This is a genomic window from Alloprevotella sp. oral taxon 473 str. F0040 (assembly GCF_000318095.2).
Classification (GTDB): domain Bacteria; phylum Bacteroidota; class Bacteroidia; order Bacteroidales; family Bacteroidaceae; genus Alloprevotella.
The window spans coordinates 1,344-26,150 of sequence record NZ_KB290718.1 but is presented as its reverse complement, the minus strand read 5'-3'; the positions used below and the strand labels follow the sequence as shown (position 1 = coordinate 26,150).

Annotated in this window: 37 protein-coding genes and 1 pseudogene; 32 read left to right on the top strand and 6 right to left on the bottom strand. The window is 45.5% G+C overall.

Features of this window, described 5'->3' with window-relative positions; genetic code table 11:
* Window positions 1-127 precede the first annotated feature (127 nt).
* Window positions 128-1,039, top strand: a complete 912-nt coding sequence (locus tag HMPREF9999_RS08530; protein ID WP_009752320.1) for a hypothetical protein — start codon at window positions 128-130, stop codon at window positions 1,037-1,039.
* Between the two features lie 1,128 nt (window positions 1,040-2,167).
* Here HMPREF9999_RS08530 and secG read toward each other — a convergent pair.
* The 4 genes from secG to HMPREF9999_RS08510 all read right to left on the bottom strand — a co-directional run bounded on the left by secG (window position 2,168) and on the right by HMPREF9999_RS08510 (window position 5,206).
* Window positions 2,168-2,539: a preprotein translocase subunit SecG gene (gene secG, locus HMPREF9999_RS08525; protein WP_009752318.1), complete on the bottom strand. Its 372-nt coding sequence runs from the start codon at window positions 2,537-2,539 to the stop codon at window positions 2,168-2,170.
* Between the two features lie 7 nt (window positions 2,540-2,546).
* Window positions 2,547-3,314: a hypothetical protein gene (locus HMPREF9999_RS08520; protein ID WP_009752317.1), complete on the bottom strand. Its 768-nt coding sequence runs from the start codon at window positions 3,312-3,314 to the stop codon at window positions 2,547-2,549.
* Between the two features lie 85 nt (window positions 3,315-3,399).
* Window positions 3,400-3,951, bottom strand: a complete 552-nt coding sequence (locus HMPREF9999_RS08515) for an LptE family protein (RefSeq protein WP_009752316.1) — start codon at window positions 3,949-3,951, stop codon at window positions 3,400-3,402.
* A gap of 13 nt (window positions 3,952-3,964) precedes the next feature.
* A complete protein-coding gene (locus tag HMPREF9999_RS08510; RefSeq protein ID WP_009752315.1) occupies window positions 3,965-5,206 on the bottom strand; it encodes a sigma-54 interaction domain-containing protein in 1,242 nt (413 codons plus the stop codon).
* Between the two features lie 276 nt (window positions 5,207-5,482).
* On the opposite strand from HMPREF9999_RS08510, the gene HMPREF9999_RS08500 reads away from it, so the two are divergent.
* The 31 genes from HMPREF9999_RS08500 (at window position 5,483) to HMPREF9999_RS10845 (ending at window position 21,670) form a co-directional block, all read left to right on the top strand.
* The gene (locus HMPREF9999_RS08500) at window positions 5,483-6,070 is read left to right on the top strand and encodes a TlpA family protein disulfide reductase (protein ID WP_009752313.1); all 588 of its coding nucleotides are present in this window, start codon (window positions 5,483-5,485) and stop codon (window positions 6,068-6,070) included.
* 418 nt (window positions 6,071-6,488) lie between these two features.
* A complete protein-coding gene (rplC, locus tag HMPREF9999_RS08495) occupies window positions 6,489-7,103 on the top strand; it encodes a 50S ribosomal protein L3 (protein ID WP_009752312.1) in 615 nt (204 codons plus the stop codon).
* 3 nt (window positions 7,104-7,106) lie between these two features.
* Window positions 7,107-7,736, top strand: coding sequence for a 50S ribosomal protein L4 (gene rplD, locus HMPREF9999_RS08490; RefSeq protein ID WP_009752311.1), 630 nt, complete (start codon window positions 7,107-7,109; stop codon window positions 7,734-7,736).
* Between the two features lie 23 nt (window positions 7,737-7,759).
* Complete coding sequence (gene rplW, locus HMPREF9999_RS08485) at window positions 7,760-8,050, top strand: 50S ribosomal protein L23 (protein ID WP_009752310.1); 291 nt, start codon at window positions 7,760-7,762, stop codon at window positions 8,048-8,050.
* Between the two features lie 8 nt (window positions 8,051-8,058).
* Window positions 8,059-8,883 (top strand): 50S ribosomal protein L2, encoded by an 825-nt coding sequence (gene rplB, locus HMPREF9999_RS08480; RefSeq protein ID WP_009752309.1) that lies wholly within the window; start codon window positions 8,059-8,061, stop codon window positions 8,881-8,883.
* Window positions 8,884-8,904: 21 nt separating this feature from the next.
* Window positions 8,905-9,171, top strand: a complete 267-nt coding sequence (gene rpsS, locus HMPREF9999_RS08475; protein WP_009752308.1) for a 30S ribosomal protein S19 — start codon at window positions 8,905-8,907, stop codon at window positions 9,169-9,171.
* A 69-nt stretch (window positions 9,172-9,240) separates the two neighbouring features.
* Window positions 9,241-9,645 (top strand): 50S ribosomal protein L22, encoded by a 405-nt coding sequence (gene rplV, locus HMPREF9999_RS08470; RefSeq protein ID WP_009752307.1) that lies wholly within the window; start codon window positions 9,241-9,243, stop codon window positions 9,643-9,645.
* Window positions 9,646-9,657: 12 nt separating this feature from the next.
* A complete protein-coding gene (rpsC, locus tag HMPREF9999_RS08465) occupies window positions 9,658-10,446 on the top strand; it encodes a 30S ribosomal protein S3 (protein ID WP_009752306.1) in 789 nt (262 codons plus the stop codon).
* A gap of 20 nt (window positions 10,447-10,466) precedes the next feature.
* Window positions 10,467-10,892 carry a 50S ribosomal protein L16 gene (gene rplP, locus HMPREF9999_RS08460; RefSeq protein WP_009752305.1) on the top strand — a complete coding sequence of 142 codons (426 nt, stop codon included), beginning with the start codon at window positions 10,467-10,469 and terminating at the stop codon, window positions 10,890-10,892.
* Window positions 10,893-10,894: 2 nt separating this feature from the next.
* Window positions 10,895-11,080: a 50S ribosomal protein L29 gene (rpmC, locus tag HMPREF9999_RS08455; protein WP_009752304.1), complete on the top strand. Its 186-nt coding sequence runs from the start codon at window positions 10,895-10,897 to the stop codon at window positions 11,078-11,080.
* A gap of 139 nt (window positions 11,081-11,219) precedes the next feature.
* A complete protein-coding gene (rpsQ, locus tag HMPREF9999_RS08450) occupies window positions 11,220-11,474 on the top strand; it encodes a 30S ribosomal protein S17 (protein ID WP_009752303.1) in 255 nt (84 codons plus the stop codon).
* 2 nt (window positions 11,475-11,476) lie between these two features.
* On the top strand, window positions 11,477-11,842 hold the full coding sequence (gene rplN, locus HMPREF9999_RS08445) for a 50S ribosomal protein L14 (protein WP_009752302.1): 366 nt from the start codon (window positions 11,477-11,479) through the stop codon (window positions 11,840-11,842).
* Window positions 11,843-11,871: 29 nt separating this feature from the next.
* The gene (gene rplX / locus HMPREF9999_RS08440) at window positions 11,872-12,189 is read left to right on the top strand and encodes a 50S ribosomal protein L24 (protein ID WP_009752301.1); all 318 of its coding nucleotides are present in this window, start codon (window positions 11,872-11,874) and stop codon (window positions 12,187-12,189) included.
* A gap of 2 nt (window positions 12,190-12,191) precedes the next feature.
* Window positions 12,192-12,746 (top strand): 50S ribosomal protein L5, encoded by a 555-nt coding sequence (gene rplE / locus HMPREF9999_RS08435; RefSeq protein WP_009752300.1) that lies wholly within the window; start codon window positions 12,192-12,194, stop codon window positions 12,744-12,746.
* A gap of 8 nt (window positions 12,747-12,754) precedes the next feature.
* Complete coding sequence (gene rpsN / locus HMPREF9999_RS08430) at window positions 12,755-13,057, top strand: 30S ribosomal protein S14 (RefSeq protein WP_009752299.1); 303 nt, start codon at window positions 12,755-12,757, stop codon at window positions 13,055-13,057.
* Window positions 13,058-13,130: 73 nt separating this feature from the next.
* Window positions 13,131-13,526: a 30S ribosomal protein S8 gene (gene rpsH / locus HMPREF9999_RS08425; RefSeq protein ID WP_009752298.1), complete on the top strand. Its 396-nt coding sequence runs from the start codon at window positions 13,131-13,133 to the stop codon at window positions 13,524-13,526.
* 17 nt (window positions 13,527-13,543) lie between these two features.
* Window positions 13,544-14,110 (top strand): 50S ribosomal protein L6, encoded by a 567-nt coding sequence (gene rplF / locus HMPREF9999_RS08420; protein ID WP_009752297.1) that lies wholly within the window; start codon window positions 13,544-13,546, stop codon window positions 14,108-14,110.
* Between the two features lie 22 nt (window positions 14,111-14,132).
* Window positions 14,133-14,477 (top strand): 50S ribosomal protein L18, encoded by a 345-nt coding sequence (gene rplR / locus HMPREF9999_RS08415; RefSeq protein ID WP_009752296.1) that lies wholly within the window; start codon window positions 14,133-14,135, stop codon window positions 14,475-14,477.
* Between the two features lie 5 nt (window positions 14,478-14,482).
* Entirely contained in the window at window positions 14,483-14,989 is a 507-nt protein-coding gene (gene rpsE / locus HMPREF9999_RS08410; RefSeq protein ID WP_009752295.1) for a 30S ribosomal protein S5, read from the top strand.
* Window positions 14,990-14,993: 4 nt separating this feature from the next.
* Window positions 14,994-15,170: a 50S ribosomal protein L30 gene (gene rpmD, locus HMPREF9999_RS08405; RefSeq protein WP_009752294.1), complete on the top strand. Its 177-nt coding sequence runs from the start codon at window positions 14,994-14,996 to the stop codon at window positions 15,168-15,170.
* A 19-nt stretch (window positions 15,171-15,189) separates the two neighbouring features.
* On the top strand, window positions 15,190-15,636 hold the full coding sequence (rplO, locus tag HMPREF9999_RS08400) for a 50S ribosomal protein L15 (protein WP_009752293.1): 447 nt from the start codon (window positions 15,190-15,192) through the stop codon (window positions 15,634-15,636).
* A 22-nt stretch (window positions 15,637-15,658) separates the two neighbouring features.
* A complete protein-coding gene (secY, locus tag HMPREF9999_RS08395) occupies window positions 15,659-16,999 on the top strand; it encodes a preprotein translocase subunit SecY (protein ID WP_009752292.1) in 1,341 nt (446 codons plus the stop codon).
* A gap of 21 nt (window positions 17,000-17,020) precedes the next feature.
* Complete coding sequence (map, locus tag HMPREF9999_RS08390) at window positions 17,021-17,821, top strand: type I methionyl aminopeptidase (protein WP_009752291.1); 801 nt, start codon at window positions 17,021-17,023, stop codon at window positions 17,819-17,821.
* 7 nt (window positions 17,822-17,828) lie between these two features.
* Window positions 17,829-18,047 (top strand): translation initiation factor IF-1, encoded by a 219-nt coding sequence (gene infA / locus HMPREF9999_RS08385; RefSeq protein WP_009752290.1) that lies wholly within the window; start codon window positions 17,829-17,831, stop codon window positions 18,045-18,047.
* A gap of 15 nt (window positions 18,048-18,062) precedes the next feature.
* Window positions 18,063-18,179 carry a type B 50S ribosomal protein L36 gene (ykgO, locus tag HMPREF9999_RS08380; protein ID WP_009752289.1) on the top strand — a complete coding sequence of 39 codons (117 nt, stop codon included), beginning with the start codon at window positions 18,063-18,065 and terminating at the stop codon, window positions 18,177-18,179.
* A 27-nt stretch (window positions 18,180-18,206) separates the two neighbouring features.
* The gene (gene rpsM, locus HMPREF9999_RS08375) at window positions 18,207-18,587 is read left to right on the top strand and encodes a 30S ribosomal protein S13 (RefSeq protein ID WP_009752288.1); all 381 of its coding nucleotides are present in this window, start codon (window positions 18,207-18,209) and stop codon (window positions 18,585-18,587) included.
* Between the two features lie 11 nt (window positions 18,588-18,598).
* A complete protein-coding gene (rpsK, locus tag HMPREF9999_RS08370; RefSeq protein ID WP_009752287.1) occupies window positions 18,599-18,988 on the top strand; it encodes a 30S ribosomal protein S11 in 390 nt (129 codons plus the stop codon).
* 236 nt (window positions 18,989-19,224) lie between these two features.
* Complete coding sequence (gene rpsD / locus HMPREF9999_RS08365) at window positions 19,225-19,818, top strand: 30S ribosomal protein S4 (RefSeq protein WP_009752286.1); 594 nt, start codon at window positions 19,225-19,227, stop codon at window positions 19,816-19,818.
* Between the two features lie 18 nt (window positions 19,819-19,836).
* The gene (locus HMPREF9999_RS08360) at window positions 19,837-20,829 is read left to right on the top strand and encodes a DNA-directed RNA polymerase subunit alpha (protein ID WP_009752285.1); all 993 of its coding nucleotides are present in this window, start codon (window positions 19,837-19,839) and stop codon (window positions 20,827-20,829) included.
* A 54-nt stretch (window positions 20,830-20,883) separates the two neighbouring features.
* A complete protein-coding gene (gene rplQ / locus HMPREF9999_RS08355; RefSeq protein WP_009752284.1) occupies window positions 20,884-21,387 on the top strand; it encodes a 50S ribosomal protein L17 in 504 nt (167 codons plus the stop codon).
* Window positions 21,388-21,535: 148 nt separating this feature from the next.
* A complete protein-coding gene (locus HMPREF9999_RS10845; RefSeq protein WP_262480956.1) occupies window positions 21,536-21,670 on the top strand; it encodes a hypothetical protein in 135 nt (44 codons plus the stop codon).
* Between the two features lie 112 nt (window positions 21,671-21,782).
* On the opposite strand, the gene HMPREF9999_RS08350 is transcribed toward HMPREF9999_RS10845, so the two are convergent.
* Together HMPREF9999_RS08350 and HMPREF9999_RS10795 are read right to left on the bottom strand one after the other, a co-directional pair.
* Complete coding sequence (locus HMPREF9999_RS08350; RefSeq protein WP_157049644.1) at window positions 21,783-24,452, bottom strand: hypothetical protein; 2,670 nt, start codon at window positions 24,450-24,452, stop codon at window positions 21,783-21,785.
* Window positions 24,453-24,616: 164 nt separating this feature from the next.
* Window positions 24,617-24,807 (bottom strand): annotated as a pseudogene (locus HMPREF9999_RS10795) (hypothetical protein); the annotation flags it as partial.

Here is a 24,807-nt window from a genome sequence, read left to right as displayed (position 1 = left end):
GTGGGTGCAAACAAGTGAATCGCCCAAAAAAATCTTAGCCTTATAGCACATAATATTTTGCTTTTCGTTCGTTTATTCTAGTGCTTTTTGCTACCTTTGCATCACAACTTAATAGTTACTTTTCATCATGAAACCCACACTATTTCTCCTTGCTGCCGGTATGGGCAGTCGCTATGGTGGTCTCAAGCAACTTGACAAACTCGGACCCCAAGAGCAAACCATCATGGACTATTCTATCTATGATGCTATCAACGCTGGATTTGGAAAACTCGTTTTCGTGATCCGCAAAGACTTTGAAGAAGATTTCCGTAAAATCGTTCTTACGAAGTATCAAGATAAAATCCCTTGTGAGCTGGTGTTCCAGGCCCTTGACACTCTGCCCGAAGGTTTCACTTGCCCAGAAGGTCGTGAAAAGCCTTGGGGTACCAACCACGCTGTGATGATGGGTGCTGGTGTGATTAAAGAGCCTTTCGCAGTGCTCAACTGCGATGACTTCTACGATCGCGATGCTTTCCAAGTGATGGGTAAGTTCCTCTCTTCACTTCCTGAAGGAAGCACTGGTAAGTATGCCATGGTCGGTTTCCGCGTAGGCAACACTCTTTCTGAGAGTGGCACCGTGAGCCGTGGAGTTTGCGAGGTAGATGAAAAGAACCTCCTCACCTCTGTCGTTGAACGCACCAAGATTGAGCGTCACGATGGTGTGGTGCAATACTTGGATGAAAAGGGTGAATGGGTGTCTATCCCCGACACGACTCCTGTTTCTATGAACTTCTGGGGTTTCACTCCTGACTACTTCGCTCACTCAGAAGAGTATTTCAAACAGTTCCTCTCTGATCCTAAAAACATCGAAAACTTGAAGAGCGAGTTCTTCATTCCTCTCATGGTCGATCATCTGATTCGTAAGGGTGAAGCTACCTGCGAAGTGCTTGATACCACTTCTAAATGGTTTGGCGTGACCTATCCCGAAGATCGTCCCGAAGTAGTAGAGAAATTTGCTAAACTCGGAGCCGATGGTATCTATCCAGAAAAGATGTTCTAAAATTGAGAATTAGGGATGCAATTTTCATCCTTCTCTATTTCTCTCTAATTTTTAGCAACTGCGCAACTGCTTTCTAGTGGTTGCGCAGTCTTTTTATGCCTTGTCTAATATTGATAGCTGCGCTGTATGGTGCCATATCTCACGTGTTCATTGCCTTTGCCCTCTATAGATATATGGGTTGATATTGGCACAAAGAGAGAAAATATTGAAAGAAAGTGCAGTTTTTTCTTAGAGACCCCTCTGTTTTGCTATGTAGACAAGTCAAACAACTGAGTAAAGAGGTGTATTTACTGAGACATTAATTGGCGAAGCTGCGGATGTATTCGTGATAGTTTTAGTTCAAGAGCAACGAGGAGAGACGGTATAGGTCGTTGTCTGTTTCCCTTTGTCTAAATTTTGGGCGTCTCGCGCGTACGTACGCGCGCGCACCCTGCATTCTTCACTTTTTGCTTTCACAACCTTCACACAATAGATAGAAATATCCCTGTTTCTTTATTTAATATCAAGGAGTTAGGCTATTGAAATCTAGGAGATTTACTAACAGCTCTCCGACTTTTTGATAAAAGTGTCCGAGAGTTTAGGAGATTGCTCCTATTTTTATGTTTTTGGCTCGTAAGTTGCTATCGAAGTGAAAAATTATCAGGTTAGTCTCAACCTATGATTTTCCTTGCATTTGCTCTTTAGAAAGGTGGAGCCTTAAAATGTGTTTCAATTTTAGCTGTATCTATTTGATTTTCAGTTGAATATAGGAGAATCTGTGAAGGTTGTGAAAGCAAAAAAACAAAATTGCAGGGTGTGCGCGTGCGCGCGCACGCGAGGAAACCGATTTATAGAGATATTAACGATTCCATTTTTCATCACAGCCATGCTCAAGATCGAAGGTTGGGGTCGAAGGTTCTATACCTGACGGATCAGAGTTGGGAGGGCAGTCGAAATAAGGTTCGCTGATTTGTCTTAAGAATCATGTGCAGCCTATGATTCGTTAGCTCCGTAGGGTCTTACTAGGTGTTCACTACGTCATCAGCTAATCAACACAAAAACGCCTCATTGTTCAGAATTGAGTTGAACGATGAGGCGTAGTGAGTAAGAGATGATGCGAAGTTCAGCCGTATTGCTGATGTATCATTCTTATTTAGAAGTAGATGGTGCGGGTGTTTCAGCTGCAGGAGTAGTAGCTTGATTTGCAGGAGCTGCTTGATTCTTAGCAGGAGCTGCGGGGGCAGGCATAGCTGGAGCTGTGGTTTTGATGTTAGCTACATCGAAAGCATCACCAGATTCTTGGTGTACGAAGAAACTTGTAGCTACACTAAATACCACGAGGAGAGCAGCGAGCGTCCAAGTTGCCTTCTCCACGAAGTCGGTAGTTTTGCGTACACCGAGCACGGAGTTTGCACCAGAAACGTTAGAGGCGAGTCCACCACCTTTAGATTCCTGAATGAGCACCACAATGGCGAGGAGAATGGCGGTGATGACGGCCAAAATAACAAAAAGCGTGTACATGATGGGATTATGATTTGTATTTATTATTGATTGCTAGTTTGCGCAAAAAGCGTATCTGATCTGCAAAGTAAGCACTTTTTCTTGGATTATTCAAATGAATTTGCGTGAGAATTGCAATTGCGCGTTCATATCGTCCTTGCTGAATGCAGATTTTGGCTAAGGATTCGGAATAGCAGCCTTCTGCAACAAAGTCTTCATGAAGCGATGTCGAAGCTATGTTAGCACGATCCTGCGTAGCATCTGGCTCAGACAAGTTGATGCGTTCTTTTGGAGGAACAGACATAAACTGCTCGATGAGAGATTGTGTGCGGTCATTAGGATTCTCTAATGGTGGAGGTGCTTCTGCTCCATATTGCACAGCGACGGTAGCGGCAATGGCCTCTTGTTGGAAAAGATAGCTCATGTAGTCTGCAGATGGGTCGGCAGTGGGCATCCGATGGGAACTCTGGTCCGATTCCTTGTGTTGATTCAAGAAACCATCAATCAGTGCCGCCATACGATCCTTGGCAGGAGGTTCCGGTTTACGAGCAGGTTTCTGTGTTATTGCATACTCGTGTGCTTTGGCTAAATCAAAGAGGGGTCTTCTGTTGGGAAGTAGTATGGCCGCCTTGCGTAATTCTTCCTCATAGCTCTCGTGTTGAAGTTTATGAGCATTCTGCACCAAGAGTAGGCGAGCAGCATGATAGTATGGATATTCTTCCACCAACTTGCTGAGCTGGTGAAGCGTCGAATCGTCGAGAGCTTCGGGGTGTTCGATGAGGTAAGGAATATCCATTATTATAGAAGATAAAGGTCTGCACTCTGGGGAGATGGCGTGCAAAAAGGATTTGTGCGAGTGGGAAGTAGGCTGTAGAGCTAGATTACCAATCGGCTACCGTGGCGTTGAAGATTTGATCGCAGATGTCGCGTATCAACTCGGTGACCAGTCGTTCTTGCACTTGTGAGAGTTGCAAGTTGGCATCGTAGGGAGCAGTGGCAGAAAATTGCTTCTCCCAGCGTTGGTTAGTTTTGCGATTCTCAAAACGAATGTTCACCGTTAGGCGAAGTTGCACTTGAGAGGAGAAGCCGTCTGCCGAAATTGATTTGTTGAATTGATCATAGCCAGTGATTTCTCCTGAAATGTGCATGTCACCATTACGTTTGACGAGGCGAAGACGAGTTTGGTTGACATATTGGTCTTGCAAGCGATTGTTGAACATGGCCTGCATAGGTGCCCAACCATAAGGAGCGCGGTTCGCGATAGGGTCGATTTGCAGTGTCTTGATCAAATCGTAGTTGAGATTCGTGCCTGTGAATTTGTAGGACACGCTGCATGCTGCCAACACGATGGTGAATAGTACTGGCAATAGAAGGAGCGACCAACTCCGAAGTAGGGGACGAATCCCTTGTGATAAGTGCGATTGGATGCTCATAGTGAGTCTTGGGCTATAAATCTTCTAGGCCGTATTCTTTAATCTTACGGTATAGTGTACGCTCAGAGATGCCTATTTGATCAGCCGCTTGTTTGCGGTGACCATTATATTTGTGGAGAGCCTGAACTATTAAGTCGCGCTCTACATCACTTTTTGTGCGTAGTGGTACATCTGAGGTAGGAGGAATATCTTCCACAATCTCTTCTGCATTGTCTATAATTTCGTGAGCGATGACAGGAGCTTCACGATGATAGGGTAGCAGTGGAGAGTTGTTGTTCGAGGAGCCGTTGGATGACCATTGGCCTTGTTTAAGTTGCGCTATCTCAGCTTTTAATTGCTCAATGTCATGACGGAGCGTCAAAATCATCTGCAATATGGTATTTGTGTCTTTGTCTAACCTCGCACTAGTGTCTGTAGATTCTAAGGCCGTGTGAGCACCGTTTACCGCAAGCTGTGTGTGCTCTGTTTGAAAGTTGATGTAGTGCGCTAAAATCTCAGGTGTGATTTCGCGGGTATCTTCTGTGACAGACATCGTCTCTGCCACATTTTTTAGTTGGCGGATGTTGCCTGGCCAAGGATAGGATAGTAGAGCGGAACGAGCTGCATCGTTTAGACGAATGGGAGGCATTTGATAACGCTCACTCATCTCCAGGGCAAATTTGCGAAATAGGATATCCACATCATTTCCGCGTTCACGCAAAGGCGGGATGGCGATAAGCACAGCTGCTAATCTATAGTATAGGTCTTGTCTAAACAGACGATCAGCAATAGCTTGCTTCATGTCTACATTGGTAGCAGCTACAATACGCACATCTGTCTTTTTAACTTCGCTAGAGCCCACTGGGATGTATTCTCCTGTTTCGAGGACGCGCAAGAGGCGCACCTGAGTTTGAAGTGGAAGTTCACCTACTTCATCTAGAAATAGCGTTCCACCATCGGCGGCAGAGAAATAGCCTTCTCGGCTATCTACACTTCCAGTAAATGCACCCTTTACGTGTCCGAAAAGTTCGGAGTCGATGGTGCCTTCAGGGATTGCACCGCAGTTGAGAGCCAAGTAGCGTTTGTTTTTGCGCGGGCTGGCATCGTGGATGATGCGTGGGATGATCTCCTTACCAACACCATTCTCTCCTTGAATAAGCACAGACAAATCCACGCGAGCCACTTTAAGAGCAGTCTCAATGGCGCGGTTTAGTGCATCGCTATTGCCAACGATGCCGTAGCGTTGCTTTACGGATTGTAGTTCTTTCTCGGTCATGATGTGAAAAAGCGAATAATCGCTATATGGGGAGTAGTGTGGCTCGTTCTCTTATATATATATAATATAAGTGGAGGACTGGGCTGGCTTAAAGATGTCTGCTTGAGTGGCTGGACATACTATGCCAAGAAAATAGAGATTGCAAATTTACGAAATATTTTCCAGCTGTCTCTTCGTTTCTTTGATTTTTCGTACATTTGCATTATACGGGTCTCTGATTTCTTGTTTAGCGTGTTATATCAACATGGGTTCAAAATGATAATAATGGATAGGTAGATGAAGAAGTTTTTAAGTACTTTCATGATGTTCTTAGGGATATTGGGGAGCTTGTTGGGGGGCTCCAGTTGCATTGGCGAAGATTTGCCTACTGAGCAAAAAGAAGTGGTGAGTGTAGGAGATAGAGTGCCTGATTTCGAGGTAATGTTGTCAGACGGGAGTCGTTTTAGCTCGAGAAGTGGGAGTGGGGAGATTAAAGTGATTGCGTTTTTCGATACTGATTGTTCAGATTGTCAGCGATTTTTGCCTGAGTTGCAGCAACTCTTTGAGGAAGTTCGCCGAGAAGGGGGGAGGATGGATAAGGTTTCTGTGAAGTTTTGTGTTACGGCACGAGAGCAAACGTCTGCTCAAGTGCAGCATTATTGGGTTTTGCGCAGCTTCACCATGCCCTATTATGCTCCTGCTAATCGCAGTCTTTATAATCAGTTTGCCCGTGTGACGGTGCCAAGGGTTTATCTTGTAAATCCTCAAGGTGTGATTGTAGCGGCCTTCGCTGATCAGCCAATTCCAACCTATGAGGTTTTGCGTCGTGCCATTCAGAGGGCGGCTCATGAGTTTGCATCGCAAAATGCTGTCAATGGAATATGAGAACATAAATTATATACAGCATCTGATGGGGAAGGAGGGCATCTCCAGAGGAGAGTTTAAGATAGTGTATATAGCGTTTTTCTGTATTTTATGATATTTCTAATTTTCCTGCTCATATTTCGGAGATAATTAAATAATGCTATTTTCTTTTGGTAAGGTTGATGCAGGGGGTGGAGAATAGGTCGAAAGGGCATAGTGAAAGAAAAGTGCTAAAAAACGCTGTAAATTAGATGATTTGCTTGGTGGTTTCAGAGAAAGTTCGTATCTTTGTACCGCAAAAGTAAGAGCTGTGCGCTCTTCTACGGCTTCAAGCCGTGATAATCAATCGGTTATACGACTTAAACTGAATAATAACCATTCGCCCCGCTGAGGTAGTGACTGAAGCGGGCTACGAAATCAAAAATCAATAAAATTCCAAATGCCAGGATTATTAGGTAAGAAAATCGGAATGACTTCCGTTTTCGGTGCCGACGGCAAAAATGTGCCGTGCACTGTAATTGAATGCGGTCCTTGCGTAGTTACTCAGATTAAGACTGTTGAAAAAGACGGTTATTCTGCTGTGCAAGTTGGCTTTCAAGATGTAAAGGAAAAGAATGTTTCTGCTCCTCTCCTTGGTCACTTCAAGAAAGCTGGTGTTACGCCTAAGCGTCATTTGGCTGAGTTTGTTTACGAACAAGAGCTCAACCTTGGTGATGCAGTGACTGTAGAACTCTTTGGCGAAAACGACTTCGTTGATGTTGTTGGGACTTCTAAGGGTAAAGGTTTTCAGGGTGTTGTGAAACGCCATGGTTTTGGTGGTGTAGGTCAGTCTACTCACGGTCAAGATGACCGTCTCCGTAAGCCCGGTTCTATCGGTGCTTGCTCTTATCCCGCAAAGGTGTTTAAGGGTTTGCGCATGGGTGGCCAAATGGGTGGCAAGCGCGTGACTACTCAGAACTTGAAAGTGTTAAAGGTGATCCCTGAACATAATCTCCTTTTGATTAAGGGTAGTGTTCCTGGTTGCAATGGTTCAATCGTAATTGTAGAAAAGTAAGACATGGAAGTTAGTGTATTGAATATTAAGGGTCAAGATACTGGTAAGAAGGTGACTCTTAACGACAGTGTCTTCGGTGTTGAGCCTAATGACCACGCTATTTATCTTGATGTAAAGCAATATCTTGCTGCACAACGCCAAGGCACTGCGAAGTCTAAGGAACGTAGCGAGATGTCTGGTTCTACTCGTAAGCTCGGTCGTCAGAAAGGTGGCGGTGGCGCACGTCGTGGTGATATCAATTCACCTGTACTCGTAGGTGGTGCTCGCGTGTTTGGTCCAAAACCTCGTGACTATCGCTTTAAGCTCAATAAGAAGGTGAAGCAGTTGGCTCGTCGTTCTGCATTGAGCTACAAGGTTCAAGAAAATGCGCTTGTAGTAGTAGAAGATTTCACTTTTGAAACTCCTAAGACAAAGAGCTTTATCGCATTGCTCAATGATCTTAACCTTGCAGGCAAGAAGGTGCTCTTCGTAGCTCCTGGTAGCGATAAGAATCTCTATCTCTCAGCTCGTAACCTTCCCAAGGCAAAAGTTGCTGTTGCTTCTGATATCAACACTTATGGTGTGCTTGATGCAGCTGTTTTGGTGCTCACCGAAAGCGCAGTAGCAAAGGTAGAAGAAGTACTCGCTAAGTAATTATCTCATTAAACAACGAAGTAATGGCATTCATTATTAAACCCATCGTTACGGAAAAACTGAACGAACTTTCTGAAAAGCAGAATAAGTTCGGTTTCGTAGTGAAGCCAACTGCCAATAAGCTCCAAATCAAGGCTGAGGTAGAAGCACGCTACGGTGTGACGGTTACTGACGTGAACACAATGGTTTACGCTGGTAAGAGCAAGTCTCGCTATACTCGCGCTGGTCTCCTTCGTGGTCGTACCAACGCTTTCAAGAAGGCTATTGTCACTGTGAAGGAAGGCGAGGCCATCGATTTCTATAGCAATATCTAAACAAAGAAATGGCAGTACGTAAATTTAAGCCCACGACTCCGGGCCAAAGACACAAAGCTATCGGTACTTTCGAAGAAATTACTGCATCAGTACCGGAAAAATCTCTCGTTAGCGGTAAGCGTGCTAGCGGTGGTCGCAATAACGTCGGTAAGATGACTATGCGTTATCTCGGCGGTGGTCATAAGCGTAAGTTCCGTTTTATCGACTTCAAGCGTGAGAAAGATGGAGTTCCCGCAGTGGTAAAGACTATCGAGTATGATCCAAACCGTTCTGCTCGTATCGCTCTTCTTTACTATGCTGATGGTGAAAAGCGTTATATCATCGCTCCCAATGGATTGAAGGTTGGCGATCAGCTCCTCTCTGGTGCTGAAGCTGCTCCTGAAGTAGGTAACGCACTTCCTCTTCAAAACATCCCCGTGGGTACTGTGATCCACAACATTGAGCTTCGTCCTGGTCAAGGCGCACTTCTCGTTCGCTCTGCTGGTAACTTCGCTCAGCTCACTTCTCGTGAAGGTAAGTATTGTGTTATCAAGTTGCCCTCTGGAGAAACTCGTCAAATTCTCAGTGCTTGCAAAGCTACAATCGGTAGCGTAGGTAACTCTGACCACGCTCTCGAATCTTCTGGTAAGGCAGGTCGTAGCCGCTGGCTTGGTCGTCGTCCTCACAACCGTGGTGTTGTGATGAACCCTGTAGATCACCCCATGGGTGGTGGTGAAGGACGCCAAAGCGGTGGACACCCACGCTCTCGTACTGGTCTCTATGCTAAGGGTCTCAAGACTCGTGCACCTAAGAAGCAGAGCAACAAGTACATTATCGAAAGACGTAAGAAATAACAGCACTAAAAGAATCGCAATATGAGTCGTTCTCTTAAGAAAGGTCCATACATCGCAGTTTCTCTCGAGAAGAAGATTCTTGCCATGAACGAAAGTGGTAAGAAGAATGTGGTGAAAACTTGGGCTCGCGCTTCGATGATTTCCCCCGATTTCGTGGGTCACACTGTCGCAGTGCACAATGGTAACAAGTTCATTCCCGTTTATGTGACTGAAAACATGGTAGGTCACAAGTTCGGTGAGTTCGCTCCCACTCGTAAGTTCGGTGGTCACGGCGGCAACAAGAAGTAATCTACTTCGCACTTGATTACCTCACACAAATCAATCCATTCCAATAATCAACATCTCAATCTCTAAATAATGGGAGCTAGAAAAAGACTCGCCGCTGAAGCTCGCAAAGCGGCTCTCAAAACCCAGTATTTTGCAAAGTTGAATGATTGTCCTTCGTCTCCCCGCAAGATGCGCTACGTAGTAGACTTGGTGCGCGGCATGGAAGTGAATCGCGCCCTCGGCACGCTCCGCTTCAGCAAGAAGGCTGCGTCTAACGACGTAGAGAAGCTCCTTCGCTCTGCCATCGCTAACTGGGAAGCAAAGAATAATCGCAAAGCCGAAGAAGGCGAACTCTTCATCACGAAGATCTTCGTTGACGGTGGTGCAACGCTCAAGCGCATGCGCCCTGCACCCCAAGGTCGTGGCTATCGCATCCGCAAACGTTCTAACCACGTGACTATTTTCGTGGGTACTAAAGAAGAAACCAACGACTAATTAGTAAAAGAAATGGGACAAAAGATTAATCCTATCGCCAACCGACTTGGCATCATCCGCGGTTGGGACTCCAACTGGTTCGGTGGTTCTAACTTCGGCGACAGCATTCTCGAAGATAGCAAGATCCGTGAGTACCTCGATGCTCGTTTCAAGAACTACATCGAGAAGCCCGGTCGCAACGCTAGCAAAAAAGAATTTACCAGTGTTTATGAATACGTTTCTCGCATCGTTATCGAACGTACACCTAAATTGGTGACAATCACGGTGTGCACTAGCCGTCCTGGCATGATCATCGGCCAAGGTGGTAAGGATGTAGAGCAACTCAAACTTCAACTTCAGAAGATTACGAACAAGGATGTTCAAATCAACATCTTCGAAGTGAAGAAGCCTGACCTCGACGCTAATATCGTAGCAAAGTCTATCGCACGCCAAATTGAAGGTAAGATTGCTTACCGTCGTGCTATCAAGAAGGCTATCGAGAATACAATGCGTGGTGGTGCAGAAGGTATTAAAATACAAATCAGCGGTCGCTTGAACGGTGCTGAAATCGCTCGTAGCGAAATGTACAAGGAAGGTCGTACACCTCTCCACACTTTCCGTGCAGACATCGACTATTGCCAAACTGAAGCCCTCACTAAAGTGGGTATCCTTGGTATTAAGGTGTGGATCTGCCGTGGCGAAGTTTATGGCAAGCGTGACCTCGCTCCTAACTTCACTGCTGAGAAGGAGAATGGTCGTCGTGAAGGCGGTCGTCGTGAAGGTCGTGGTAACTTCCGCAACAAGAGAAATTCAAACCGTTAATCGATTCCGTTTAGAGCATTATGTTACAGCCTAAAAGAACTAAGTACCGCCGCCCTCATAAGGGCCGCAGCAAAGGCAACGCACAGCGCGGTAACCAACTCGCTTTTGGTAGCTTCGGCATCAAGAGCCTCGATACGCACTGGATTACCGGTCGTCAAATCGAAGCTGCACGTATCGCTATGACGCGTTACATGCAACGTGAAGGACAGAGCTGGATTCGCATTTTCCCTGACAAACCTATCACTAAGAAGCCTGCCGACGTCCGCATGGGTAAGGGTAAGGGTGACCCCGTAGGTTTTGTGTTCCCCATCACTCCTGGTCGCATCATCTTTGAAATTGAAGGTGTTCCCTTCGAGGTGGCTAAAGAAGCTCTTCGCCTCGCAGCGCAGAAGCTCCCCGTGACCACTAAGTTCATTGTTAGACACGACTACGACAAAAAAGCTTGATTATGAAGATTGCAGAAATTCGTGAACTGAAAAGCAAGGGCGAACTCGCAGAACGCCTTGCAGCTGAGGTTGCAGCCTATGACACTTTGGTGATCAACCACAGCATCTCTCCCCTGGAAAATCCTGCACAGATCAAGACGCTCCGTCGTACCATCGCGCAGATGAAGACTGTGTTGAACGAAAAGTAAATCGGTGACGAACTAAAGGCTATGCTCATGCTATACGTTGCTGTTGCTCATTGTTGAATTGCTGAGAAGTAGGCACCGCAACGAATAGACAGTGAACATAGCACTGAAGTTCAAACCAACAATCTATACACAATCCAGAATGGAAAGAAATTTAAGAAAAACTCGTCAGGGTGTTGTTGTGAGCAACAAGATGGACAAAACCATCGTGGTTGCCGCAAAATTCAAAGAGAAGCACCCTATTTATGGTAAGTTTATCTCCAAGACGAAGAAGTATCACGCTCACGACGAGAAGAACGATTGCAACGTTGGTGATACCGTGCTCATCATGGAAACCCGTCCCTTGAGCAAGACCAAGCGTTGGAGAGTTGTAGAAATCGTAGAAAGAGCTAAGTAATCATGATCCAGACAGAATCTAGATTGACCGTTTGCGATAACAGCGGTGCTCGTGAAGCACTCTGCATTCGCGTACTCGGCGGTACGAAGCGTCGCTACGCTTCTGTAGGTGATGTGATTGTCGTTTCTGTGAAGAGCGTCATCCCATCCAGCGATATCAAAAAGGGTGCTGTTTCAAAGGCACTGATTGTACGTACGAAGAAGGAAATCCGTCGTCCTGATGGTTCTTACATCCGCTTTGATGACAATGCATGCGTTCTTTTGAACAATGCAGGTGAGTTGAGAGGTAGCCGTATCTTCGGCCCTGTGGCTCGTGAGCTTCGTGCAGTAAACATGAAGGTGGTTTCTTTGGCACCTGAAGTACTCTAATCCCACACTAATAAAGACTAACATCTCACATGAGTAAGTTACATATTAAGAAGGGTGACACTGTGTGCGTGCTTGCAGGTAAGGATAAGAACAAGACCGGTAAGGTGGTTCGTGTCCTCGTTGACAAACAACGCGCTATCGTGGAAGGTCTCAACATGGTTCAAAAGAGCCAGAAGCCCAGCGCCCAGAATCCTCAGGGTGGTTTCGTGAAAACGGAAGCTCCCATTCACATTTCCAATTTGAATGTGGTTGATCCTAAGACCGGCAAGCCCACTCGCATCGGTCGTCAGCGTAACGCTGAAGGTAAGCTCGTCCGCATCGCTAAAAAATCAGGAGAGGAGATTTAGTAATGAATACCGCACAACTCAAGAAAGAATATAAGGAGCGCATTGCTCCTGCGTTGATGAAGCAGTTCAACTACTCTTCTTCTATGCAGATCCCCGTCCTCAAGAAAATCGTTATTAACCAAGGTCTTGGTAGTGCTACTGCTGATAAGAAGATTATCGATGTAGCTATCAACGAACTCACAGCAATTACTGGTCAAAAGGCAGTTGCTACTGTTTCTAAGAAGGACGTTGCTAACTTTAAGCTTCGTAAGAAGATGCCTATCGGCGTGATGGTAACTCTCCGTCGTGAGCAAATGTACGAATTCCTTGAAAAGCTCGTACGTGTGGCTCTCCCACGTATCCGTGACTTCAAGGGTATCGAAAGCAAGTTCGATGGCCGTGGTAACTACACTCTCGGTATTCAAGAACAGATCATCTTCCCCGAAATCAACATCGACTCTATCGATCGTATCTTGGGTATGAACATCACTTTCGTGACTTCTGCTCCCACCGACGAAGAGGGCTACGCTCTCCTCAAGGAATTTGGTCTTCCTTTCAAGAACGCTAAAAACAACTAATCAGCGATATGGCAAAAGAATCAATGAAAGCACGCGAAGTGAAGCGTGCCAAAATGGTTGCTAAGTATGCTGCTAAGCGTGCTGCTCTTAAGGAAATCGTTAATCACAGCGATGATCCCCAAGCTGCTTTCGAAGCTGCTCAAAAGCTCCAACGCATTCCTCGCAACGCTAACCCCATCCGTTTGCACAACCGTTGCAAGATCACGGGTCGTCCTAAGGGTTATATCCGCCTCTTCGGTCTTTCTCGTATCCAATTCCGCGAGATGGCTTCTGCAGGTCTTATCCCTGGCGTTCGCAAAGCATCTTGGTAAGATGCACTCTCAATTGAGACCAACAAATATTTAACACTGTCGGGAACTTCCCGATAAATTAAACTCTCAATAAATGACTGATCCTATAGCAGACTTTTTGACCCGTCTTCGCAACGCGATTCAAGCTAAGCATCGCGTAGTTGAAGTTCCTGCGTCAAACTTGAAGAAGGACATCACTAAGATCCTCTTCGACAAGGGCTATATCCTCAACTACAAGTTTGAGGAAGTAGGGCCTCAAGGCACTATCAAAATCGCTCTTAAGTACAACCCCGCCACTAAGGTGAGCGCAATTAAGAGCTTGAAGCGTGTTTCTACTCCAGGTATGCGTAAGTATACTGGTTACCGTGACATGCCTCGCGTAATCAACGGACTTGGTATTGCTATCATCTCCACGTCCAAAGGTGTTATGACAGACAAGGAAGCTGCTGCCCTCAAGATTGGCGGTGAGGTTCTTTGCTATGTATACTAATAAACAGAAGGAACAAAATGTCTAGAATTGGTAAATTGCCGATTAACATTCCTGCAGGCGTAGAAGCTACCCTGAAGGATAATGTAGTGACCGTTAAAGGTCCGAAGGGTGAACTCTCTCAGGCTGTTGATCCCTCTATCATTGTCACTATCGCAGATGGTCAAATCACCTTCGCTATCGATGAGAACAGCGAAGTGGAACAAAAGCAAAAGCAAGCGTTCCATGGCCTCTACCGCGCCCTCGTCAACAACATGGTTGTTGGTGTAACTGAACAGTACAAGGCCGAAATGGAACTTGTGGGTGTCGGTTATCGTGTAGAGAACAAGGGGAATCTCATCACATTCTCTCTTGGTTTCACGCACCCCATCTTGATTCAGCTTCCTAAGGAAATCTCTGTGGAGACTAAGATGGAGCGTAACAAGAACCCTTATATCTGCCTCACTTCTTGCGACAAGCAGCTTCTTGGCCTCGTATGTGCTAAGATTCGCTCTTTCCGTAAGCCTGAACCTTACAAGGGTAAGGGTATTCTTTACGTCGGTGAACAAATCCGTCGTAAGTCTGGTAAGTCGGCAGGTGCTAAGTAATCTCTAATCACGACACAAGATTATGACAAAAGTAAAAGAAGCAAGACGCGTAAAGATTAAGTATCGCGTTCGCAATAAGATTTCTGGCACGGCTGAACGCCCTCGCATGAGCGTTTTCCGTAGCAACAAGCAAATCTACGTTCAGATCATCAATGATGAAGTAGGCAGCACGCTCGTTGCAGCTTCTTCTCTCGGTCTTGAGGCTTGCCCTAAGAAGGAACAAGCATTCAAGGTGGGTGAAGCAGTAGCCAAGAAGGCTCTTGAAGCAGGTATCACTACTGTAGTTTTTGATCGTAACGGCTACCTCTACCACGGTCGCGTGAAGGAAGTTGCTGAAGGCGCTCGTAATGGTGGACTCAAATTCTAAAGATTATGGCAAACAGAGTAAATGCAAACAATGAAGAATTGAAAGATAGACTCGTTGCTATCAATCGTGTAACGAAGGTTACTAAAGGTGGTCGCACTTTCACTTTCGCTGCTATCGTAGTAGTTGGTGATGGTAAGGGTGTTATCGGTTACGGTCTTGGTAAGGCAGGCGAAGTTACCGCTGCTATTGCTAAGGGTGTTGAAGCTGCCAAGAAGAACCTCGTGAAGGTGCCCATCATCAAAGGTACTGTTCCTCACGAACAAGCTGCTCGCTTCGGCGGTGCTGAGGTGCTCATCCTCCCCGCTTCTGAAGGTACTGGAGTAGTAGCCGGTGGTGCTATGCGCCCCGTGTTCGAAAGTGTAGGTATCACCAACGTTTTGGCTAAGTCAAAGGGTTCTTCTAACCCCCACAACTTGGTAAAGGCTACTATCCAAGCTCTTGGTGAAATGCGTGATGCACGCACTGTGGCTCAACATCGTGGTGTTTCATTGGATAAAGTTTTCAGAGGATAATCACATGGCAAAGATTAAGATTCAGCAAACTCGCAGCCGTATCGGCGCGCCCGTAGATCAAAAGCGTACTCTCGATGCGCTTGGTCTCACTAAGCTCTACCATGTTGTAGAACTCGAAGACAATGCTTGCACTCGCGGTATGATTCGCAAGGTTCACCACTTGGTAACAGTAGTAGAATAATCCAAAACGTAACGACATTATGAAATTACATACTCTCAAACCTGCCAACGGTTCTACCCAAGCGCGCAAGCGTATCGGTCGTGGTCCTGGTTCTGGACTCGGTGGTACTTCTACCCGCGGTCATAAGGGTGCCAAGTCTCGTTCTGGTTACAGCAAGAAGATTGGTTTTGAAGGTGGTCAGATGCCTCTCCAACGCCGTCTTCCTAAGTTTGGTTTCAAGAACATCAACCGTGTCGAGTATAAGCCCATCAATCTCAGCACTCTCCAAACTCTTGCCGAGGCTAAGAACCTCGAGAAAATCGGTGTTGCAGAGCTTATCGAAGCAGGTTTCATCAACGGTAAGTCACTTGTTAAGGTGCTTGCTAATGGTGAATTGAAGGTTAAGCTCACCGTAGAAGCTCACGCTTTCTCAAAGGCTGCTGTTGCTGCTATCGAAGCAGCAGGTGGTACGGCTGCTCAACTCTAAATAACGAAATTCTAAGAGTCGAATGAAAAAAATAATCGAAACACTCAAGAACATCTGGCGCATTGAGGACTTGCGCGTGCGCATTCTCATCACCATCCTGTTCGTAGCCATTTACCGTTTTGGTTCGACTGTGGTTCTCCCCGGTATCGATTCAAACGCTTTGGCTAATCTGCACAAGCAGACGGAGGGCGGCCTTATGTCGCTTCTTGACATGTTCTCTGGTGGAGCATTCTCTCAAGCTTCAATCTTTGCTTTGGGTATTATGCCCTACATCACAGCTTCGATTGTTATTCAGCTCTTGGCAGTTGCAGTTCCCTATTTCCAAAAGATGCAACGTGAAGGTGAAAGCGGAACGCGTAAGATCAATCAGTACACACGCTTTTTGACGCTAGCGATCCTCACCTTCCAAGCTCCTACTTATCTCATCAACCTCAAGGCGCAAACGCAAGGTAGCGGTGCGTTCTTGATGGGAGATGGGGTGGGATTCATGGTTATGTCAACCATCATCCTTGCAGCAGGATCTATGTTTGTTTTGTGGCTCGGAGAACGCATCACAGATAAAGGCATAGGTAATGGTGTTTCAGTCATCATCATGATTGGTATCATTGCTCGTCTCCCAGTGGCTTTTGTAGAGGAATTCACCTCCGCTCTCTCTGGAGCAGAAGGTGGTGGTCTCATCAAGTTCCTTGTAGAGATTATTGCTCTTGTTGCTGTGATGGCTTTCGCCATTCTTTTGGTAAAAGCGGTACGTAAAGTTCCAGTACAGTACGCTAAACGCATTGAAGGTCGCAAGAATCAGTTTGGTGGTGCACGTCAGTACATTCCTTTGAAGCTCTTTGCGGCTAACGTGATGCCGATCATCTTTGCTCAGGCCATCATGTTTATTCCAATGATGCTCGTACAGTCGCTGAACGTGCAAAGCCCCATTTTGCAACAATTCCTTCATAACGATAGCGTTCTCTACAATGTAGTGTTCGTATTGCTCATTGTAGCTTTCACCTACTTCTATACGGCGATTACAATGAATCCCGTACAGATGGCAGAAGATATGAAGCGTAACAACGGTTTCATTCCTGGCATCAAGCCTGGTAAGGATACTTCTGATTACATTGACAATGTGATGTCACATCTCACTTTGCCAGGTTCACTCTTCATTGCTGCAATTGCTATTCTCCCTGTCTTCGCTCAAATGAAGCCATTCGGAGTACACCAAGCATTTGCACACTTCTTCGGAGGTACGTCGTTGCTCATCCTTGTGGGTGTGGTGTTGGATACCATCCAACAAATTGATAGCCACATGTCAGTGCGCAACTACGACAGAATGCTCAATGCGGGACACACTCGCAACCGTTCAAACGTATAAAGGCACATAGAATCTCGTCAGATGATTTATCTGAAAACAGAAGAAGAAATCGAGTTGCTGCGAGCTGCCAATCAATTGGTAAGTGCAACACTCGCCGAAATAGCAAAGATTGTGAAGCCAGGTGTTACAACACTTGAGTTGGATGCCTTGGCAGAGCAATTCATTAGAGATCATGGCGCGATACCTACATTCAAAGGTTTTCCCGCTAGTTTTCCAGACACCGATCCTTTCCCTGCATCCATCTGTGCTTCGGTCAACGAAGTCGTGGTGCATGGACTACCAACGGCAGAGCCACTAAAAGATGGAGACATCGTTTCTATTGATTGTGGCACCTTCCTAAATGGTTTTTGTGGTGATTCCGCCTACACGTTTTGTGTAGGAGAAGTGAGTGAAGAGGTGAAACGCCTCTTGCGTACCACAAAAGAAAGTCTTTACAAAGGCATTGAAGCTGCTCTCCCCAATCGTCGCATCGGAGACATTGGTGCAGCAGTTCAGAGCCATTGCGAAGCAGAAGGCTTCGGAGTCGTTCGCGAATTTGTAGGTCACGGCATCGGTCGTGAAATGCACGAAGAGCCCTCAATTCCCAATTATGGAAAGAGAGGAACAGGAAAACAACTTAAAAATGGTCTCTGCATCGCCATCGAACCCATGATCACCTTGGGTAGCCCTGAGATAGGCATGCACCCCGACAAGTGGAGCATCCTGACTCGCGACAGAAGTATGGCAGCGCATTTCGAGCATACCATCGCCATTCACAATGGCAAAGCTGATATTCTTTCTTCGTTTGAAGAAATCGAACGAGTGGAAGGTAACCTCTATTAGAACATCTATGGCTAAACAAACTGCAATTGAACAGGACGGAACCATCATCGAGGCTTTGAGCAACGCGATGTTCCGTGTAGAGTTAGAGAACGGTCATCCCATTACCGCTCATATCTCGGGAAAGATGCGTATGCACTACATCAAGATTCTTCCTGGTGACCGAGTGAAGGTGGAAATGAGTCCTTACGATTTGTCAAAAGGCAGAATCGTATTCCGATACAAATAAAACATCATTCAAGATATGAAGACAAGAGCATCCTTGAAGAAGCGCACTGCTGACTGCAAGATTGTACGTCGCAAGGGCCGCCTCTATGTGATTAACAAGAAAAACCCTAAGTTCAAGACACGTCAGGGTTAATCCAACAGACAAAAACAAAATAAGTATATGGCAATAAGAATTGTTGGTGTTGATTTGCCTCAAAACAAGCGAGGCGAAATCGCTTTGACCTATATCTTCGGTATTGGTCGTAGTAGCTCGGCAAAAATCCTTGACAAGGCCGGGATCGACAGAGACATCAAAGTAAAAGATTGGACGGACGACCAAGCCGCCAAGATTCGTGAAATCATTGGTGCTGAGTTCAAGGTAGAGGGTGACCTCCGCTCAGAAGTACAGCTCAATATCAAGCGTCTCATGGACATCGGTTGCTACCGTGGTATTCGCCACCGTATTGGTCTTCCCCTCCGTGGCCAGAGCACGAAGAACAACGCTCGTACTCGCAAGGGTCGCAAGAAGACCGTTGCTAACAAGAAGAAGGCTACTAAATAATAAGTAAACTTATGGCAAAGAAAACTGTCTCTGCAAAGAAGCGTAACGTGAAGGTTGACGCGCAAGGTCAGCTCCACGTACACAGCTCTTTCAACAATATCATCGTTTCACTCGCTAACGGCGAAGGTCAAGTTATCTCTTGGTCAAGTGCTGGTAAGATGGGCTTCCGTGGTTCTAAGAAGAACACTCCTTACGCTGCTCAGATGGCTGCTCAAGACTGCGCAAAAGTAGCTTTCGACCTCGGTCTCCGCAAGGTTAAGGCTTACGTTAAGGGTCCTGGTAATGGTCGTGAGAGTGCTATTCGCGCTTGCCACGGTGCAGGTATCGAAGTAACCGAAATCATTGACGTTACTCCACTTCCACACAATGGCTGCCGTCCTCCCAAGCGTCGTCGCGTGTAATTAAAGACAACCTGAGCTTCTCTTCCGCAACATTGTAAACTGTGCACCCTCGAGTGACTGGATCATGTGGCTTAGTGCTACGTTGTTGATGCTCTAAAGCCATCAAAACGTTTCTACGAAAAAGGAAGAAAGCAAACTAGAACGATTTCATCCCACCGCATACTGGAGCATTCCAGTTGCAGTGGACTGAAGTCGCCCTAAGATAACGATAACATTTACAAAGTAAATCAACCAATATGGCAAGATATACAGGTCCTAAGGTTCGTCTTTCTCGCAAGTTCGGTGAAGACATCTTCGGCAACACTACCAAGCGTATGCAGGGTCGCAACCAAAACGTGCGTCGTCGCAAGACCTCTGAATACGGCATCATGCTCGCCGAGAAGCAAAAGGCTAAGTACACCTATGGTGTTCTCGAAAAGCAATTCCGTAACCTCTTCGATAAGGCTGCAAAGGCTAGCGGTATCACCGGTGAACTTTTGCTCCAAGCCCTCGAATGTCGTCTTGACAACGTCGTATATCGTCTTGGTATCGCAGGCACTCGTGCTGCTGCTCGTCAGCTTGTAAATCACAAGCACATCACAGTAGATGGTCGTGTGGTAAACATCGCTTCTTACAGCGTTAAGCCTGGTCAAGTGGTTGCTGTTCGCGAAAAGTCTAAGTCACTCGAAGTGATTGCTGACTCTCTCGCTGGATTCAATCATTCCAAGTATCCTTGGGTGGAATGGGACGAAGCTACTAAGTCTGGTAAGCTCCTCCACAAGCCCGAGCGCGCTGACATTCCTGAGAACATCAAGGAACAGTTGATCGTCGAGCTCTACTCTAAGAACTAATTCATAATACGATTTTTCATGGCGATATTAGCATTCCAAAAACCCGACAAAGTGGTTATGCTCGAAAACGATTCTAAGTATGGAAAATTTGAATTCCGTCCTTTGGAAACAGGTTTCGGTACCACCGTCGGCAATGCTCTACGTCGCATCCTCCTCTCCTCGTTGGAAGGTTTCGCCATCTGCGCTATCAAGATTGATGGAGTAGAACACGAATTTGCTTCTGTCCCTGGTGTGAAGGAAGACGTAACCAACATCATTCTCAAGTTGAAGCAAGTTCGCTTCAAACAGTTAGTAGAAGAATTCGAGACTGAGAAAGCAAGTATCACCATTTCGAACTCTACGGAGTTCAAAGCAGGTGACATTGGCAAACAATTGTCCGGTTTTGAGGTCCTCAATCCCGAGCTTGTAATTTGCCATTTGGATTCCAAAGCCACGATGACGATCGAAGTTACGATCAACAAGGGTCGCGGATATGTTCCCGCTGATGAAAATCGCGAGTTCTGCACCGATGTCAACGTAATTCCCATCGATTCTATTTACACTCCCATCCGCAACGTCAAGTACCTCATCGAGCCCTTCCGCGTTGAGCAGAAGACCGACTACGATAAGCTCGTGCTTGAAGTTACAACGGACGGTTCCATCCACCCAAAGGATGCACTGAAAGAGGCTGCAAAGATCCTCATCTATCACTTCATGCTCTTCTCTGATGAGAAGATCACCGTGGACGATGCTCCCGATGCTGATAATGAAGAGTTCGATGAAGAAGTATTGCACATGCGTCAGTTGCTCAAGACGAAACTCGTCGACCTCAACCTCTCTGTCCGCGCTCTCAACTGCTTGAAGGCTGCAGACGTAGAAACCCTCGGCGAACTCGTTCAGTACAACAAGAACGACCTCTTGAAGTTCCGCAACTTTGGTAGGAAATCGCTCACCGAGCTTGATGATTTGCTCGAGAGTCTGAATCTGTCGTTTGGAACCGACATTTCAAAATACAAATTGGACAAGGATTAATCCCGAGCATTCGGAATGATTAGTCAACTATCCCATTAAACAACAAGTACCTAAATGAGACACAATAAGAAATTCAATCATCTCAGTCGTACTGCTTCTCACCGCGCTGCTATGCTCTCTAACATGGCTGTGTCGTTGATTAAGAGTAAGCACAAAAGAATCACTACGACTGTCGCTAAGGCCAAGGCGTTGAAGAAGTACGTTGAGCCCCTTATCACTAAGTCTAAGCAAGACACCACCAACTCTCGTCGTGTTGTCTTCTCTTACCTCAAAGATAAGTTCGCCGTAACTGAGCTCTTCAAAGAAGTCAGCGTCAAGGTTGGTGATCGTCCTGGTGGTTACACCCGCATCATCAAGACTGGTTTCCGTGCAGGAGACGCAGCGCCCATGTGCTTTATCGAATTGGTTGACTACAACGAGAACATGGCTAAGACTGAAAAGAAGGCTAAGCGTACTCGTCGTTCAAAGAAGGCCGCTGCTGAAGAAGCTCCCGTGGCTGCTGAAGCTCAGGTCGAAGCTCCTGTTGCTGAAACAGAGGCACCTGCAACTGCAGAGTAATTTTACACCACATACTTATGCCATCCTCACTCCTCATAAAGGAGTGGGGATTTTTTGTACCTCGACACCTGATTTTGGAGTTGTTTGTCTATACCACGCTCTCCAGCTAAAGATGGTTCCGGTATTGTCGGCAATAGTGATAGAGACAATGAGATACTTTATTGACCGCTTCCACGCCACGTTCCTTGAGGGCTTGCAGCTCTATTTCGGAGGACAAAGCTCCTTCTTCGTGGTGATGCATCATACTAACCACCTCTCGTCTACTATTATAGCTGTCTGGTAGAAGTATTCCTCTCCGATAGTATAAGAAGGCTGAAACCCTACAAAAGGGTTTCAGCCTATTTTTATCTCCTTGTTGACAAAAGTCGCAAGTCAACTTATGTAGCGTTTGTTTTTTAGTCCTTCTTAGTGTCGAATCTATACCTTACTGATAGCATTGCATAGCGGCCTAGCGTTTGCTGGTAAGTTTGAGTCAAGGCTGTTGCGCTATACTCTTGCAGAAAACCGTTGTTTTGGTTGAAGACATCATGTAAAGCCAGAGCAATTGAGAGATTATCCTTCTTCAGGAAGCTTCGTTCCACTTCACCGTCTAACATAATCCAGTTTTCTCTTTTTCTAGAAACGTAGCCTGCGTAATTGTGATAATTGATGCTCGTATTTAGATGGAGGCGAAATGGTAGAGTCCAGTCTAACTTTCCTTTCAATTGGTGTTGCCATTGCCCCGTATGGTTAGCTGAAGCATACGTTCCCTTATTGCTTTCTAGTGTCAGTTGATAGGTGAGTGAGCAGTCGAAGGATGCAAGTCTCAACCGTGGCGTTATATTCAGGGAATGGCTAGAGAGAAGGTTGTCATTGACTTGCTGACTATTGACTCCTTGTTCGTTTGTGCCCAAGAATGTTTTGGTGCGTAACAAAGAAGTTTCGGCAAGAAGTTCCAGCCACCAATGCTGCGCTATATCTATAGGAGAGCTAAATCCGATGTTTACTTTTCCGTTCCAATTACCCGAAACATTGACAGGTTGTATTGTCACGACTCCAGTCTTGCGGTTGTAAGTTGTAAAGTTCGCAACATCATTTTGTTGTCGAGAATAGAGGAGGTGTGCAGATAGAGTACGAGTTCGCTTCCCTTTCTCTCCATCTTGCACGAAATTACGCCAATACCAAGCTAGTAGCGTGTTTTTACGACCCATAGTAAGGTTCTCGTTACCCATAACGATATATTGTGGGTCTGTCTTATCTGGATAACTAACGAAAGAGTGAATGCTAGGAATGTTGGGGGTGCTATGAAATCTCGCCAACAATGACCCTAAGGAGGTAGAACGTACTCTAAAGAGAGTCTCAATAGCCCAGTATCTATACTCTTGTTTCAAAGATAGATCAGGAAGATTCCGTTTGTGGTAGTCTAGTTGTTGACGCTTAAGGTTTAGTGTGGGAGTGAATTCAAAGTTAAAAATACTCTTGGCTATACCAAGCTTAGGTTCAATTGTATGCTGATAATCCTTTTCATTCCAAGAACGTGTGCTTTCGTCATCTATTGCTCGAGAAAGAGGAGAGTCTTGTCTCATTTTGAGATTCGCAAGAAATCCGTCTCTGCCATACTCAATGTTGCTTTGATTATATCGATAGTCTAAATATAGAGAGAAACGTGAGAAGCCTTTCACCGTAAAGTAATGAATAATACGGGCATGGATGTCTTGTGTGTTCTTGTTAGTTTCCGTATCTAATTTGCGATCAAATCCATACGATTGGTGTGCTTCTTGATTGAAGTATTTGTAGTACGTATTTTGTTGTTCTTCTTGAGCGTCATTGTTCAAGTTGAGTCGGTGTTCAACTATTAAGTAGGTGTTCGACTTGAGAAAATGATAGTTGAAGGAGAGTTGATGTTGATAGGCTGAATTGTTCTGATTAAAGTTGTTTTTTCTTTGTTGAAAATCAATAGCCGTTTGCTCTTGCCCATTAGAATTTTGTAGAATCATAAGAGCATTAGCTATGTTTCCATCCTCAACTATTGGTGCTTCATTCCAGTTCGCTTTGACGACATTGTGATTGTCTCTACTACGATTCAACTCTAGTGAAGCAACGTAACTCGCCGAGAGGGAGTTGGAAATGTTCCAATCCATCTTCAGGTTGTTCGAGAAGCGGTTTCGCTTTGTGGTACTTATGGTTTTACCTGCAGAGAAAAGACTACCATCAGAGAGGTATAGTTCCGTACGGTAAAGTTCTTCTTTGTCATAGATCTCTTTGTTGTAATCCAAGCCGCCAGAAATTAGAAAATATCCCTTTTCTTTAGAGGTTTTCTTGTTTTTCCACAAAAACGTTGCTCCCGGAGTGTAAAATTGATTATCTCCAGGTTGTGCAGCTCCTGCTCGTTCCTGTCCATCACCAGAATACCACATTTGTTCATTGATATTGTTGGCATTGCCAAAAAGCGACACACGAAACTGGTCTGTAAAGGTGTTACCGAAGCCTTTTCCCGAGAACCGTTTGTCTGTTCCCACACCAACAGTTAGCTGCCCCGTCCATACCCCCATATATTTACGACGTACACTTACATCTGCTACGAGTTCTTGCTGTCCGTCATCAATACCTGTCTTCTCACTGAAATCACTCTTCCGTTCATACACTTTGATATTCTTCATAATGTAGGAAGGTAACGTTTGAAGTGCCAGTAAAGGATTCTTGCTCGAAAAATCCATACCATTGATGAGTACGCGTTTGACTTCTTGCCCGTTGTGGTAGAGTGAACCATTGCGAAAGCTGATGCCTGGTAGTTTTTCAAAGGCTTCTCTCAGCAGTGCCCCATTTTTCAAGGTCAAAGCATCAAGATCATAAATAGTCGTGTCCTTCTTTGTGACCAACAAGAATCGAGTACCTATCACTTTGGCCTCTTTTAGTTGATGTTCTTTCTCACCTTTGGTGTTTACCGAGTCAGTAGCGAGTATGGGTATGTTGGGGCATGAGGGCATAGCATAGCCAACACCAAAGTGGGCGAAGAGAATAAAAATGAATCCAACTACTTTTAGAACGACCAGCGAGTAGCGCATGCAAGATGTTATTTGTGACATGGGGTAGATCGGAAGAGGGGTTATGTTAGCTTTCTGTAATACTCAAAAAACAGGTTCATCCGACATTTAGAGCGATAACCTATGAATGATACTCAACCTTTGAGACAAAATTCTCTTCATAACCCTCTCATGAATAATGGATGTAGGCATAAAAGAAGTATTTATCACAATACAAATATACTGATAATCAGCCATAAGATAAAGAAAAGATAAAGAAAATACCGTGCAACATTCTCTTTTGATATTTTGTTATGCCATGCACCATGCAGATTCTCTTTAAGGTATGAATCGTTTTTGAATAGATAGACCAGCGGTTCTACGTCAAAAACAAAATCAGAGATAGGCTTTCGCTCTT